Below are 15128 nucleotides of genomic sequence, written 5' to 3' on the forward strand. Positions count from 1 at the left end.
TTATGAAAAAACATGGAATATTAAACAGCCATATTAGTAAAATCCTTTCTGACTTGGGGCATACGGACACGATTGTCATCGCAGACGTTGGACTTCCAATTCCAAAAGATGTTCCAAGGATTGATTTAGCTCTTAAACTTGGTGTCCCAAGCTTTGAAGATGTAGTGAACATCATTGCAGAAGATATTGTTATTGAAAAAATAATAGTAGCTGAAGAGCTTGAGGAAAATAATACAGAAACATCACAATTCATAAACGCTCAATTTAAGGAAATTGAAATCAAAAGGGTTTCACATGAACAATTTAAAAATCTAACCCAGCATGCAAAAGTCATTATTAGAACAGGTGAAGCCAAACCATATGCAAACTGCATACTTCAATCAGGAGTTAATTTTGGAAAATGAGGGGGCTCTAACGATATGAAAGTTGAAATGAGTGATATATATAAGTCATTTGGTGCTAACCGTGTTTTGACAGGTGTAGATTTTGAACTTCGTGAAGGTGAAGTTCATGCGCTTATGGGTGAGAATGGTGCAGGTAAATCTACTTTGATGAATATTTTAATTGGTTTACACAAGCGGGATCAAGGAACAATTATTATAGATGGTCAGGAAACGTATTTTGCAAATCCAAAAGAAGCTGAAAAAAGAGGAATTGCATTTATCCACCAAGAGTTGAATGTGTGGCGGGATATGACGGTATTAGACAATCTGTTCATTGGGAAAGAAATGTCTACAAGTATCGGTTTACTTAACATGAAAGAAATGAGTGATCTCGCGAATAAGCAATTTAAGAAGCTTTCTGTAACGATTCCATTGAATCAAGAAGCAGGAGAATGTTCTGTTGGTGAAAAGCAGATGATTGAGATTGCAAAGGCTCTAATGACTGATGCAAAGGTAATCGTAATGGATGAGCCAACTGCTGCACTAACAGAGCGTGAAATTCAGAAGTTGTTTGAAGTTATTGCATCCCTTAAGAAAGAAGGAGTATCAATCGTCTATATCTCGCATCGAATGGAGGAGATTTTTGCCATATGTGATCGAATAACCGTCATGCGAGATGGGAAGACAGTTGATACAAAACCAATTCCGGAAACGAATTTTGATGATGTGGTTAAAAAGATGGTTGGACGAGAACTAACCGATCGTTTCCCGGTTAGTCAATCAAAACCAGCGGAAGTTGTGCTTGAAGTGAAGAATGCTTCTAAGAAGGGGCAGTTTAAAGATGTGAACTTCTCCGTTAGATCAGGCGAAATTGTTGGGTTTTCAGGGTTAATGGGGTCTGGACGCACCGAAATGATGAGAACGATTTTCGGATTGGATTCCTTGGATCGAGGGGAGATTTGGGTAAAAGGTAAAAAAGTTTTAATTCGTAATCCGAATGATGCGATGAAGGTTGGCATTGGATTTGTTACAGAGGACCGCAAAGATGAAGGATTAGTCCTTGATTTCTCGGTACGAGATAATATGGTGCTGACAAATTTATATAGTTTCGCACCTAGAGGTGTAATTAATAATAAGAAAGAACAACAATTTGTAGATATCCTTATTAAACGTCTACATATTAAGACACAATCCTCATCAACTTTAGTTCGCAACTTATCTGGTGGTAATCAACAGAAGGTGGTAATTGCCAAATGGATCGGTATTGGATTAAGTGTCCTCATATTAGATGAGCCTACCCGTGGAGTTGATGTGGGCGCAAAAAGAGAAATATATCAACTTATGAACGAGTTAACGCAGCGTGGCGTAGCGATAATAATGGTGTCCTCAGAACTTCCCGAAGTATTAGGAATGAGTGATCGTATCTTTGTTGTTCATGAAGGAAAAATAAGTGGAGAACTCACAAAACAAGAAGCTACACAAGAGAACATCATGAGGTTAGCTACAGGGGGGCAATAGGAATGACAACAATCAAGGATGAGAAAGATCAAAAGGGTTTACAACTAGGACAGTTTACACAGAAACTTGGCCCATTACTAGGGTTGATTATCCTTATTGTTATTGTAACTGTACTTAACCCAAGTTTTCTGGAACCACTTAATATTCTCAATCTACTTAGACAAGTAGCGATTAATGCGCTTATTGCTTTCGGTATGACATTTGTTATTCTAACAGGTGGAATCGATTTATCGGTCGGATCTATTCTTGCACTCTCTAGTGCGATTATGGCAAATCTCATGCTCTCAGGGTGGGATCCGATATTAGCGATAATTGCTGGTTGTGTGTTAGGTGGCGTGATGGGTGTTGTTAATGGTGTTCTCATTACGAAAGGAAGAATGGCACCATTCATAGCAACATTAGCAACGATGACTATTTTTCGAGGGTTAACACTTGTATATACGAATGGTAATCCGATCACTGGTCTTGGCGATAGTTTGATGTTTCAATTATTTGGGCGAGGTTATTTTTTAGGTATTCCAGTCCCCGCTATTACAATGATCATCGTATTTGCTGTGCTATGGATTGTACTACACAAAACACCATTCGGTCGAAAAACTTATGCGATTGGTGGTAATGAAAAAGCATCAATTATTTCAGGTATTAAAGTGGATCGGGTCAAAATAATGATTTACTCTTTAGTCGGTATGTTATCGGCATTAGCAGGAACTATCTTAACCTCTAGGTTAAACTCTGCACAACCTACAGCGGGAACTTCTTATGAGTTAGATGCAATTGCTGCAGTTGTTCTTGGAGGTACGAGCTTAACTGGTGGTCGTGGACGAATTGTTGGTACATTAATTGGTGCGCTCATCATCGGAATATTGAATAATGGTCTAAACTTGCTCGGTGTATCTTCTTTTTATCAAATGGTAGTAAAAGGGATTGTTATTGCGATTGCTGTACTATTAGACCGTAGGAAAGCCTTATAGGGGGATACCAATATGAAAAAAATAACGTTAATTCTTATTTCAATTCTTTTAATTCTAATGACAGGTTGTTCATTAGAGCCTCCCGATTGGGCAAAGCCTAATAGCGGCGGGAAATTAAGTAATATTAAAATCGGATTATCAATATCTACTCTAAACAATCCTTTCTTTGTATCTGTCAAAGACGGTGTAGTAGCAGAGGCTAATAAGCTCGGAATAGAAGTAATCGTCATTGATGCGCAGAATGATTCAGCTAAACAAAGTAATGACGTGGAAGATTTAATGCAAAAAGGTGTCAACGCGTTATTAATTAATCCTGTAGATTCATCTGCGATTTCCACAGTTGTACAGACTGCAAACAGCTTAGCTATACCAGTTGTAACATTGGATCGTTCTTCAGATAAAGGCGAAGTGAAAGCGCTAGTCGCATCTGATAACGTAAAAGGTGGATCAATGGCAGCGGAATATATAGTTGAAAAGGTTGGAAAAGGTGCAAAAGTTATCGAATTAGAAGGTTCACCAGGAGCATCAGCCACTCGTGAACGAGGCAAGGGATTTCATGAAATTGCAGATGCTCAGCTTGATGTCATTGCTAAGCAAACGGCAGATTTCGACCGAACAAAAGGATTAACCGTCATGGAAAATCTACTGCAAGGAAATCCAAGTGTACAAGCAGTTTTTGCTCACAATGATGAAATGGCGCTTGGTGCTATTGAGGCAATTCAAAGTTCGGGGAAAAACATCCCGATTATCGGCTTTGATGGAAATGAAGATGCTCTTAATTCTATCCAAGCAGGAAAATTGACAGGTACCATTGCTCAACAACCTGAATTAATCGGCCAACTAGCAGTCCAAGCTGCAAAAGATATATTGGATGGGAAAACTGTGGAAAAGTTAATTGCAGCTCCACTTAAACTAGTTGTTAAAGAGTAAGAATAACGTATTGTGAAACATTAGATGTATATAAGATCAATGTGCAATGCACCTCCACAATGGTTAGAACGTAGTGAACCATAGGAGGTGCAATTGTAGTGATATAATGATTTAACTTAAGTTGCTATCCGAACTTCTGTTTGTAGTGTGCTAGCGTCACTAATGGCCAAATGTAGTTATAGCTATGGTACCGGTTATAAAAATTTCCCGGAAGTCCAGCACCTGTTGGATAAGTGGTTAACCAATTGTTCTCATGCAACGATATTAGAAGTCTATCAATTCCTCGGTTAATCTCGGGATTCGGTTGATCATGCACAGCAATAAGCGCATCTAATGCCCAAGCGGTTTGCGAAGGTGTACTTTCATGGAGCGGGACATAACGACGATTTATATCACTACTACAAGATTCCCCCCAGCCACCATCACTGTTTTGAATGCTCAATAGCCATTTAACTGCTTTTTGAATTGTTTTATGACTCGATGAAGTGCCAGTCGCAGTTAAGCCAGTTATCGCTGCCCAAGTACCATAAATATAACAAACGCCCCATCTACCAAACCATGATCCGTCACGTTCTTGATGAGATAATAACCAATCTACTCCTCTTTTGACACTCTTATTGTCATAATCAAGCCCCCTGAAATTACCGAGATACTCTAAGGTTCGACCTGTAAGATCCGCTTCGGAAGGATCTATTGCCGCAGATTTCGCCCCATCTAGTGCCAACCAAGTAAGCATTTGATTATTTGTATTTTTCTCAAAAGCTGGCCAGCCGCCATCATTATTTTGCATAGATAATGCCCAGTTAAGCCCTAGTGTAATAGATTCTAAATATCGAGGTTCATTATGACTTAAATTGTGAACGGCTCGTAGTGCCGCAGTAGTATCATCTATATCAGGGTTTAAAGTGTTGGTCTCTGAGAATCCCCAACCTCCAGGAGTTGCACTAGCATTATGTACACTCCAGTCAGCTTTGTTATGTTGCTGTCGAGATAACAAATATTGTCCGGCACTACGTATTGTTAGATGGTCACTCTTTACTCCTGCCTCTTGCAGGGCATATGAGATTAATGCCGTATCCCAAACTGTGGAAGGTGAATTTTGTATCGTTGTTTTTTGATTAATATTGTATCTCATATCGATTAAGCCTTGAATAGCATTCGTTATTGTCGGATGTTGTTTATCATATCCCAGGGCAAATAGTGAAAATACCATGAGAATGGTACAACTAGCGTAGCTATACAATGTTCCATCTGCCTCGATTCGATCTAGCATAAACTGCTCCGCTCTTGAGGTAGCTATATCATGCAGCGATCGAGAACTACCGATCAATCTATTTCGACCTAATTCAATTAACTCGATCATCTGTGAAAATTGCTCTGATTGCTGTTCATCATCATTTATTCTTCTAGTTTGAAGATTACTTAGATTAGGCGTGCTATCTGTTTGGACTGAGAAGCTTTGATTAGCCATAATGAGCATCGGGATAAGGTGAACTCTCGAATAACCTGAGAATTGAAATATGTTTATAGGTTGAAAAGTAGGAAGAAGAATGATCTCTAATGGAATTGCTTTGATGGGTGTCGGCCAATTGATCTGACCTGTCGCAGCAAGAATAGCATTACTCAATAAACCTTTTGAAGCGCCGATCCCTCCTTGTGAGACAATGTATTGTTTTGCTCTTTGCATAGAATCATCCGATGAATAACTGTAACCAGAATAGAGTAAAGCGTAGTACGCATCTATCGTTGCAGATAAATTCCCGTTAGCTTCATCTTGATATAAACTCCAATATCCATTCGGATGCTGCTGCTTTATTATACGATTATGTAATTGTTGTATCATTGACTCATCATTAGAATTTATAGATCTTAACAGTATAATCATGTAGGAATCAATGATTGTTCCATTTTCAAAGCAATAACGCCAAGAACCATCAGATTTTTGCTCATTAATCAGATGGTTTGTAAGATTAGATATTTCAGTTGTTACTTTATCATTACGTGATGGCATGTAACATCACCTCCAAAACCTTTTTATAAGTATATAGAAGTGAAAAAGTAATCATGTTCGTTTTTGCAATTTGACTCTTATTATAGTGTATCGAAATTCTAGAGAGTAGGTAGTAGGTATGATAAAAGAGCAATATCATACAAGAAAAGTTTGGGCGAAGATGTTATCTTTAAGAAGGTCATTTCAAACAGAGGAGGATAACAAGATGTTAAAAGAAATCCGCACGATTTACCTTGATCCTGAGTTAAAAATAGAGGCGTATCGATTTAAAGGTATCATGCAAAAGTTTCCTACTCATTTTCATGAATATTATGTTATCGGATATATTGAAGAGGGGCAACGAATACTGATTTGTAAAGGTGAAAAATATATTATTAATCCTGGAGATTTATTATTGTTTAATCCTTATGATACGCATAGTTGTGAGCAAATAGATGGGAAAACTTTAGATTATAGATGTATAAATGTGAGCTCGGAAGTTATGGAAAATATTATGTTGGAAATGAACGGGATTAAAAATCTTCCAACCTTCAAACAAAATGTTGTAATCCAAAGTGAGCTTGTCTCGACTTTAAAGGAACTACATAAAAAAATCTCACGTGATGTGAATGACTTTAAGAAAGAAGAACTATTTCTATATTTTATGGAAGTATTGATTCAGGCACAATCTAGTATTTCAACTAAGATACCCGTGTCAGAAGCTTTCGATGAAATAGAAAAGGTGTGTAACTATTTAGAGGAGAATTATACAAAAACGATCACTCTAAATCATCTAAGCGATCTAGCAGGTTGGAGTAAGTATCATTTACTAAGATCCTTCACGAAAAAAAAGGGGTTATCACCTTACAGTTACTTGGAAACGATTCGTGTCAATCATGCTAAGAAACTTTTGGAACAAGGGTTGAAACCTATCGAAGTATCGTTTGTAACAGGATTTAGCGATCAGAGCCATTTAACAAAATTGTTCAAAAGACAAATTGGATTAACTCCGAAACAGTATATGAGAATTTATTGTTAAGTTTAGTATCAACCCAGTAGCCATCTAGATAATACTTATATGGAGGTAGAGTAAGATAGATAATATAATTCCGTTTATTCTCATGGCACTTATGATGTCAATGTTGCCTGGCCCAGATACGTTACTTATTATGAAAAATACACTTATGCATGGAATAAAAGCTGGACGTTATACAATACTTGGGATGGCGACGGGGCTTTCTTTCTGGACAATTGTGGTCGTACTCGGATTGTCCGTTGTTATTGCTCAATCTGTTTTTCTATTCAATACCATTAAGTATGTGGGAGCTGCATATTTATTATATTTAGGAATAAGATTATTTTTTTCTCGCAATGCACTTCCAATTCATGCTGTTCAAGCGGATACTACTCATTCTAATCAGAAGTTCTTAACATACAAGTATAGAAACTCCTTTTTACAAGGAGCAGTGAGTAATATTTTCAACCCTAAAACCGTTTTGGTCTACATAACATTTATGCCGCAATTCATTGATCTTAATGGAGATACCAATAAACAACTATTTATATTAGGAATAATTCTAACGCTAATAGCAGTTGGTTGGTTTTTAACATTAGTTTACTTATTAGATTATATGAAAAAATGGCTTAAAAATCCTAAATCCCTCAATGTTTTTCAAAAAACTACTGGAGTAATGTTGCTTGGTTTTGGAGTTAAGACAGTCCTATGAATTTTTAATACCTGATTTACTATAACAAACGGAAGAGCAATTACGACATCCATCGTAATTGCTCTTTGTTCTTCTCTAGAAGTTATTCTTGTTTTAATCGCAGTTAGATATTTGTTAAAAGGAAAATAATGGTTGAATAGTATGCGGTTAGATAGTATGTTTATGGAAGAGAATTGACAGAAGTATGTTATTCCCTAATTAAGATGTTAGTAATCAATTTCCGAAATGATCATAAAATTTTCATAATTTCTGATGAAGGATAAATATCTATTAGGATAAGAAGGGACATGATATTAGATGGTGCTAGATGTATATCGAATCATTCCTCAGTTTATAGTTATTGGGTTGATCGTATTGTTTTTTGTGAGTTTTTGGTTATTTGTAACTCGAATAATAACTAGTAGAAAAAACACAGAGATATCAGTCAGAAGAATAGAAGAAAAGTTGGATATAATCATTGAAAAAATTAATAAGGATTCAACAGGTACATAAGATTCTCGCGACGGCTTCACGTTGATCAGCAGATTGAATTCAAAGATGTATTGTTGTCTGACAACTTGCTGCGCAAGTTATTGAATACTTGAACGTAATATGACATACCTCGAATAATTTAAAATAAGGAGTTCAATTTATATGGTAACTTTTCAAATAATGTCTCAAGACCAGGTCAACAGATTGCTTGATATCGATAGATCAGAATATATCGATATCATATATGAAATAAGAAACGGGGAAATGATTGCAATTCCATCAGAGCATGAATGCCCAACTTGGACTGAAGAAATGATGGAAGGATTACAAAAACGTTTTGAATTTGAAATAGCTAATGGTGGATTTGCTGTAGGTGCATTTGATGAAAATAAGTTAATTGGATTTGGAGTGCTAGCTTATAAATTCAGGGGAAGAGATTTGAATCAACTTCAAGTTGACTTAATGTACGTGACTAGAAATTATAGAAGGCAAGGAATTGGAACTAGAATCTTTAACCAACTAAGTGAAGAAGCAAAAAGAAGAGGCGCTAAATATCTTTATATATCTTCAACAGAAACAAGATCAGCAGTTTCGTTTTATCAAAGTAATGGGAGTTATTTAGCCACTGAAATAGATGAAGAACTGTATAATCTGGAACCTAAAGACATTCACTTGATTATTGAACTTGAATAGGAAAGTTAAGAGAGGATATTTTTAATTAGCATGCAGAACTTACAAGAATTAGATTTGAGGCTAAGCTCAATTGATAATGAATGAACTATTTATTTTTCCTTTCTAGAATATGTAACAGGAAGAAGTCCATCAATTTCATATTCGGTTTTGATTCAAAATCATTCATTTTCATATAAATATAAAGAATACGTTAATAGAATTATTGAGTTGTGAAATCAGTTGAAACCGGAGGGGACGAAGATCTTATTGAAAATATATAAAATCATATTATGGATTCTATTAATTGCATACGTCTTTGTATTGATAAAATATTTAATCTTAGATAGAATGATATACCAAAATCATGTAGGAAGAAATTTTAATTTATATCCTTTTAATTCCATTAGAGCATATTTACTTCATAAGGATAATTACAACTTTAATACTTGGGCTTTGAATTTGTTTGGAAACATGATCATGCTGGTACCCTTTAGTATACTAATGCCTTTGTTGTTTTCAATGCTTAGAAAGACAAATATTTTTATAGTGTGCTTATTCGTATTTAACATTGGAATTGAAGTGTTTCAATACTTCTCGGGTTTTGGCAGCTTTGATGTGGATGATCTAATCTTGAATAGTTCAGGTGCTCTGGTCGCATATATTATACTAAGAGTCCTATTATTATTTAAGTTCGCAAAGAAGTTTACAAAGTCAATGTGACTAATTTATAGAAGATGCAGTAATGATTTATGTTGTAGATATTGTATTTAATTGGAACGAAATAGTTATCTAGTAAGTGTAGTAAGAGAGGAGAATTCAATGAAAGTAAAGCTAAGTATGGAAGATCTTAAAAACATGCAATTGAGTTGGAAATGTATTGAACCGATGTTACTTGCTGTTCGTGGGAAAGACTACCCAACTAAAATAGAAATGTATCAAAAGCTAAATGAAGGTCAAAAAGGATTGTATTTATTTTACTCATTTCATAATCACGCCAAAACAATGGCAGAGTTCTACTGGTTTTCGAATTATTACATAACTGAGATTCAGTCATGGAGTGGAATTAAAAGTGGAGTTGAGTTTTATCAGGATAATGAAATGGTAGTCTTATTAGATCAAATTGAACTTTTCATTCAACAGCGTAATCAAAAGAATAACTTAGAGCGAAAAGTAAGTCCATCTGATTTAGAAATTGATGAGAAATTATATAATGAGGTAAAAGTGCTTTTTGATAGATATAGAGTATTATCCGAAAATACAATTAAACTGATGAATAAGTGGATTATTAATCATGAAGTAGATTTCATTGAGATTGATTTCAGTAAGTAACTCACAAAAAGCAGTAAAGTCATATTATAAAGTGCTAGTGCTTACGACATGACAAACAAAGGTGGGTTATTTTTTGGAAAATCAAATTACAGTATCTTATTGGTATGGAAAGTATGGGTTTGTACCTTTCCTATTCCTTATAATTAGCTTGCTGTTTTCAATTTTAGATTCAATATATGATTTTCCTACAATTAGCTACTTATTTATTGTATTATTATTTATTCCATTATTCATTTTATGTTTATTGCATTTAAACAAAAAGTATACCCTTATATTATTACAAGATGAGATTATGCTGTCTGGTGAGAGAATTCTTAAGGGAGAAGAAATAAAGAAGATAGAATTAAGATATGGTAATTCTATCTTCATTTATATGAGACACATGAATTTTTTAAAGAAAATCGTACATCTCCAAGTAAATGTTTCAGATTCAGAATTAGTTAACAAAATATTATTAGAATGGTCAAATCAAAATAACAAAAGTTACAAAAGAATATTATAACGGAGCTGAATATATTGAAGCAGCTTAAAAAAATTAGGATGAATGAAAAGGCTTATCATGATCGATGTTACAGCCAAAACAAACTATTTGTAGAAGGATCATGGTTAAGTAAACCGGCTAAAAGTGTGATTGATGTTATGAGTACCTTTGAAGGACAAGATAATTTGAAATTATTAGATTTGGGTAGTGGCGTAGGAAGAAATAGCATACCTATTGCACAACGATATGGTCATCAGATCGAGAAAATAATTGGTGTAGATTTAATAGAATCAGCAAAACACTATGCAGATCAATATGCAGCGCAATATGCTGTGGGAGATAAAATCGAAACGATTGTGTCAGATATGAGTGAATTTGTTATAGCAAAAGATGTTTATAATTATATTTTTGCAGTATCCAGTCTGGGCATATTGAAAGTATAGAAGTATTTGAAGAGGTTTTACATTGTATTATAGAGGGAACAACTACTAATGGAATAAATGCATTTATAATTAGTACCAATGTAACGGAGTATTCTTTAACAACCAATAGTTATCTAGAACCAAGCTATGAGATTTTATTTAAAACACAGCAACTACTAAACATATTAAATGCCAATTATGCTAGTTGGGATATCATAAAACATGATATTAAGCCTTACGAAGTTGAGATCAATCGAGACGAAGAACATGTTCTGTTAAAAGGAGATGTTGTAACTTGGATCGTCAACAAACGCTGATTAATTACTGTCGTATGGATTAAGCAAGTTATATCAACTAGAGATGGCGGGATGATATTATGAAGAAAAAGTGGATACTGAGTAGCATTATTGTAATTGCATTGATATACGGTTTATATGCTTATCATCGTCCGAACTACGTAGAGTTAAGCTTCAACAGTATGATCTTCTCAATGGATAGTGATTTTGAGCAATCAACAATAGTTTCTATGAAAGGTGATCACTATAGAAGTCTACTAGGTAATGGTATGTTTCTAGGTGAACTAAGCGTAGATGAAGATTTGAAGTATAATGTCAAACTGACAAAGGGAAGAAAAAGTTACGAAGATATTATTACTACTTGGGATTCTAATAAAAATACTATTATTATTGGTTACGTAGAAGTCTCTCATGAGTTAGATAAGGTATGGATCCAATTGGATGATATTAATGAGCGTTATTCTTTGTCTGAAGGGCATGTAGCAGGGCCAGCTAGTGCCTCTATAGAAGAAAAACAGATTTCTAGCAAGATCGTCGATGGAATAAAATGAAAAGAACTTATGGTTTCAACTACAAATGAAGCTGAATATCGAGTTTCCTATACTGAATCGCTTCAGCAACATGTTCTAATTGAACATCGATACAACCTGCAAGATCAGCAATTGTACGAGCAATTTTAATAATTCGATCATAACCGCGCATACTCATCCCCAATGTTTGAAACGCATTTTCAATTAATTCGTGTGCTTCTTTTGGTAATTTAACTAACTGCTTAATTCCTTGAGTCGTTAATTCACTATTATAATTGAATGCATATCGACGATATCGTTGCTGTTGCAATGTAACGGCTTGCTGAACTAGATTACGCATTTGCTCAGACGTCATAGCAAGATCATCTTTAGAATGAACAAGCGAAGTGGGTCGAGCAACATCAATTTGTAAGTCAATTCGATCCAATAGCGGTCCAGATAGTTTAGCTCGATAGCGATGAATCATCGCTTGTGTACAGGAGCAATTCTGACCTTCACGTTCAAAGCCGTAAAATCCACATGGGCAAGGATTGTACGATGCCGCTAGTAGAAATGAAGCGGGAAATGTAACATGACTTCTTGCTCTAGATATCGTTACTGTATGTTCTTCCATTGGTTGACGAAGTAACTCTAGCACTTGCCTTGAAAACTCTGGTAGTTCATCGAGGAACAGTACTCCATGATGCGAAAGAGTAACTTCACCGGGCTTAGGAATACTACCACCGCCGATGAGCCCACCGACTGAAATCGAATGATGGGGGGAACGGAAAGGTGGTGCAGTAAGAAATGCTGATGTTTGCGTAGGTAACTTACCTGCAACACTATAGATTTTGGTGACTTCCAGTGCTTCTGCTTCCTGAAGCGGTGGCATAATGCTCGGAAGTCGGCGCATTAGCATCGTTTTACCAACTCCTGGTGGACCCGCTACGATTATGTTATGACGACCAGCAGCTGCTATTAATAATGCTCGTTTTGCTTCTTGCTGACCAACGACATCACTAATATCAATGTCTTGCCGATGAACTCTAGTAGTTGAAGCTTGATTACGTCCTTTCTGATGCGAAGCTAGTAATTCCTCTGACGATACATAATTGATATTTTCTATTTCTCGTAAATTAGTAATAGGGCAAAGTAGTAATCCAGAAATGAGTGAAGCTTCGAAAGAATTCACATGTGGTAATATAATTTTGTTAATTCCAGCTGACTTAGCGTATTCTAGCATGGCAAGGATGCCATGAACTGGTCTAATATGACCGTCTAACGATAATTCACCTACAACTAACGATTGTGAAAGTTCACAGTTGATTTGCTTAGATGCCTTCAGTATTCCAGCAGCAATAGCAAGATCTAGTCCTGTTCCTTCTTTCTTCATGTCTGCAGGTGCGAGATTTATTGTAATTCGCTCCAAAGGAAATTGATAATTACTATTTCGAATAGCTGATCGTACGCGTTCAACGGATTCGCGGATAGCTGAGTCTGGCAATCCGACTACATTTATTAAAGGTATCCCGCTCGTTATATCGACCTCAACCGTTATTCCGCGTCCATTTACTCCAATAACAATTGCGCTAGCAAGTGATGTATACACAAAAAACACCCCCAATGGTTAGATTGGAGGTGCTTCCTCATGTTATCTATTCATTTAATCATAAGTAGCTAATGAAAATTTGTCAATTAAAGGTTAATAGCGTGTGCGGTAACTATTCATCACATGATAGATATGTAACTACTGAATTAAATGAATAACCAGAGCAAAAAGCCTCAAAAGTAATGTCTATATGAGCAAAATGAGAAGAAAGGACGCAATAGACCACAAAATTAATGCTTATGCGAGCGAAATGTGAAAAAAGCGCACAATAAACCTCAAAAATGATGCCTATACGAGAAAAATGAGAAGAAGGACGCAATAGACCGCAAAATTAATGCTTATACGAGCAAAATGAGCAGAAAGCTCACAATAGTCCTCAAAAGTAATTTCTATGCACGTTATTTGTGCATCATAAGCCTCACCCAAACCTAAAGCGGAAATACTTAATTAGCGATTATACTATGAAAAGTAGGCTATTAAGCGGGAAAGAAAGTGGCAAAATTTCAACGATATCAAAAAGAGATCATATCGATAGCAAAATAAGCTCACTCTTTTTTTAGAAATGAGAGATAATCATGAAGAAAGATGTTACAATGTAAGCAGTTTCTTTGTACATATTACTGTAATAGTCAGTGAAATGGAGGATTTCAACATGAATATCCATGAGTATCAAGGCAAAGCTGTACTAAAACAATATGGCGTATCCGTTCCCGAAGGGAAAGTAGCGTTCACAGTTGATGAAGCTGTACAAGCTGCGCAAGAACTAGGGACTTCGGTAGTTGTCGTTAAAGCCCAAATTCATGCTGGTGGCCGTGGTAAAGCCGGTGGAGTAAAAGTAGCAAAAAATCTTGATGAAGTTAGAGCTTATGCAAGTGAAATTTTAGGCAAGGTGCTAGTTACTCATCAAACGGGTCCAGAAGGCAAAGAAGTTAAGCGCCTTCTAATTGAGCAAGGCTGTGACATTAAGAAAGAGTACTACGTTGGTGTAGTTCTTGATCGTGCCACAGGTCGTGTAACATTTATGGCATCAGAAGAAGGCGGTACTGAGATCGAAGAGGTTGCTGCCAGTAATCCAGAGAAAATTTTTAAAGAAGTGGTTGATCCTGCAATTGGTTTGCAAGCTTACCAAGCTCGCAAATTAGCATATGCTATCAACATTCCGAATGAACTAGTTAACAAAGCTGCTAAATTCATGCTTAGTTTATACAGCGCTTTCGTGGAAAAAGATTGCTCTATTGCCGAAATTAACCCTCTAGTTGTAACAGGTGATGGAAACGTTATGGCATTGGATGCGAAATTGAATTTCGACTCTAACGCATTGTACCGTCACAAAGACATTTTAGATCTTCGCGATCTTGAAGAAGAAGATTCTAAAGAAATTGAAGCTTCCAAGTATGACCTTAGCTATATTGCACTTGATGGTGACATCGGTTGTATGGTTAATGGCGCAGGACTTGCGATGGCGACAATGGATATTATTAAACATTACGGTGGAGACCCAGCTAACTTCCTAGATGTAGGTGGCGGTGCGACTACTGAAAAAGTAACAGAAGCATTCAAAATTATTCTGTCTGATGAAAAAGTTAAAGGTATTTTCGTGAACATTTTTGGCGGCATTATGCGTTGTGATGTTATCGCAAACGGTGTGGTAGAAGCTGCTAAGCAAATCGGCCTAGATCGTCCACTTGTCGTTCGTCTTGAAGGTACGAATGTGGAACTAGGAAAGCAGATTCTTAATGAATCTGGTCTGAATATTGTTGCGGCTGATTCCATGGCAGATGGCGCGCAAAAAATTGTAGCTCTAGTGAAATAGAACTGCA

The 15128-nt window shown here is 36.1% G+C and carries 14 protein-coding genes; 12 read left to right on the forward strand and 2 right to left on the reverse strand.

Going from position 1 to position 15128, the window contains the following annotated elements; translation table 11 throughout:
• Nucleotides 1-2 precede the first annotated feature (2 nt).
• From rbsD to rbsB, 4 genes are read left to right on the forward strand one after another with little or no spacing between them, the layout of a single operon-like run.
• Entirely contained in the window at nucleotides 3-404 is a 402-nt protein-coding gene (gene rbsD / locus NAG76_16300; protein ID URN93382.1) for a D-ribose pyranase, read from the forward strand.
• Between the two features lie 15 nt (nucleotides 405-419).
• On the forward strand, nucleotides 420-1901 hold the full coding sequence (locus NAG76_16305) for a sugar ABC transporter ATP-binding protein (protein ID URN93383.1): 1482 nt from the start codon (nucleotides 420-422) through the stop codon (nucleotides 1899-1901).
• A gap of 2 nt (nucleotides 1902-1903) precedes the next feature.
• Entirely contained in the window at nucleotides 1904-2872 is a 969-nt protein-coding gene (rbsC, locus tag NAG76_16310) for a ribose ABC transporter permease (protein URN93384.1), read from the forward strand.
• Between the two features lie 12 nt (nucleotides 2873-2884).
• The gene (gene rbsB / locus NAG76_16315) at nucleotides 2885-3802 is read left to right on the forward strand and encodes a ribose ABC transporter substrate-binding protein RbsB (GenBank protein URN93385.1); all 918 of its coding nucleotides are present in this window, start codon (nucleotides 2885-2887) and stop codon (nucleotides 3800-3802) included.
• A gap of 124 nt (nucleotides 3803-3926) precedes the next feature.
• Here the strand turns inward: rbsB and shc are convergent, their stop codons facing one another.
• Nucleotides 3927-5813, reverse strand: a complete 1887-nt coding sequence (gene shc / locus NAG76_16320; GenBank protein URN93386.1) for a squalene--hopene cyclase — start codon at nucleotides 5811-5813, stop codon at nucleotides 3927-3929.
• Between the two features lie 205 nt (nucleotides 5814-6018).
• Between shc and NAG76_16325 the strand changes: the two genes are divergently transcribed.
• From NAG76_16325 to NAG76_16355, 7 genes are all read left to right on the forward strand, one after another.
• Entirely contained in the window at nucleotides 6019-6831 is an 813-nt protein-coding gene (locus tag NAG76_16325) for an AraC family transcriptional regulator (GenBank protein ID URN93387.1), read from the forward strand.
• Nucleotides 6832-6886: 55 nt separating this feature from the next.
• Nucleotides 6887-7519, forward strand: coding sequence for a LysE family transporter (locus tag NAG76_16330; protein ID URN96863.1), 633 nt, complete (start codon nucleotides 6887-6889; stop codon nucleotides 7517-7519).
• Nucleotides 7520-8152: 633 nt separating this feature from the next.
• Complete coding sequence (locus tag NAG76_16335) at nucleotides 8153-8683, forward strand: GNAT family N-acetyltransferase (GenBank protein ID URN93388.1); 531 nt, start codon at nucleotides 8153-8155, stop codon at nucleotides 8681-8683.
• Nucleotides 8684-9481: 798 nt separating this feature from the next.
• Nucleotides 9482-9991, forward strand: a complete 510-nt coding sequence (locus NAG76_16340) for a hypothetical protein (GenBank protein ID URN93389.1) — start codon at nucleotides 9482-9484, stop codon at nucleotides 9989-9991.
• Nucleotides 9992-10064: 73 nt separating this feature from the next.
• Nucleotides 10065-10493, forward strand: a complete 429-nt coding sequence (locus NAG76_16345) for a hypothetical protein (GenBank protein ID URN93390.1) — start codon at nucleotides 10065-10067, stop codon at nucleotides 10491-10493.
• A gap of 14 nt (nucleotides 10494-10507) precedes the next feature.
• Complete coding sequence (locus tag NAG76_16350) at nucleotides 10508-10915, forward strand: class I SAM-dependent methyltransferase (GenBank protein URN93391.1); 408 nt, start codon at nucleotides 10508-10510, stop codon at nucleotides 10913-10915.
• Nucleotides 10916-11270: 355 nt separating this feature from the next.
• Nucleotides 11271-11741, forward strand: a complete 471-nt coding sequence (locus NAG76_16355; GenBank protein ID URN93392.1) for a hypothetical protein — start codon at nucleotides 11271-11273, stop codon at nucleotides 11739-11741.
• A gap of 19 nt (nucleotides 11742-11760) precedes the next feature.
• Here the strand turns inward: NAG76_16355 and NAG76_16360 are convergent, their stop codons facing one another.
• Nucleotides 11761-13308 carry a YifB family Mg chelatase-like AAA ATPase gene (locus tag NAG76_16360; GenBank protein ID URN93393.1) on the reverse strand — a complete coding sequence of 516 codons (1548 nt, stop codon included), beginning with the start codon at nucleotides 13306-13308 and terminating at the stop codon, nucleotides 11761-11763.
• Nucleotides 13309-13960: 652 nt separating this feature from the next.
• Between NAG76_16360 and sucC the strand changes: the two genes are divergently transcribed.
• On the forward strand, nucleotides 13961-15121 hold the full coding sequence (gene sucC / locus NAG76_16365) for an ADP-forming succinate--CoA ligase subunit beta (protein URN93394.1): 1161 nt from the start codon (nucleotides 13961-13963) through the stop codon (nucleotides 15119-15121).
• Nucleotides 15122-15128: the final 7 nt, after the last annotated feature.

Source organism: Candidatus Pristimantibacillus lignocellulolyticus (assembly GCA_023639215.1).
GTDB lineage: Bacteria > Bacillota > Bacilli > Paenibacillales > Paenibacillaceae > Pristimantibacillus > Pristimantibacillus lignocellulolyticus.

Bases quoted from the DNA above. Each gene is read 5' to 3' on its own strand.
- rbsD (URN93382.1), top strand. From the start codon at position 3: ATGAAAAAACATGGAATATTAAACAGCCATATTAGTAAAATCCTTTCT.
- NAG76_16340 (URN93389.1), top strand. From the start codon at position 9,482: ATGAAAGTAAAGCTAAGTATGGAAGATCTTAAAAACATGCAATTGAGT.
- NAG76_16305 (URN93383.1), top strand. From the start codon at position 420: ATGAAAGTTGAAATGAGTGATATATATAAGTCATTTGGTGCTAACCGT.
- NAG76_16335 (URN93388.1), top strand. From the start codon at position 8,153: ATGGTAACTTTTCAAATAATGTCTCAAGACCAGGTCAACAGATTGCTT.
- NAG76_16325 (URN93387.1), top strand. From the start codon at position 6,019: ATGTTAAAAGAAATCCGCACGATTTACCTTGATCCTGAGTTAAAAATA.
- rbsB (URN93385.1), top strand. From the start codon at position 2,885: ATGAAAAAAATAACGTTAATTCTTATTTCAATTCTTTTAATTCTAATG.
- rbsC (URN93384.1), top strand. From the start codon at position 1,904: ATGACAACAATCAAGGATGAGAAAGATCAAAAGGGTTTACAACTAGGA.
- sucC (URN93394.1), top strand. From the start codon at position 13,961: ATGAATATCCATGAGTATCAAGGCAAAGCTGTACTAAAACAATATGGC.
- NAG76_16355 (URN93392.1), top strand. From the start codon at position 11,271: ATGAAGAAAAAGTGGATACTGAGTAGCATTATTGTAATTGCATTGATA.
- shc (URN93386.1), bottom strand. From the start codon at position 5,813: ATGCCATCACGTAATGATAAAGTAACAACTGAAATATCTAATCTTACA.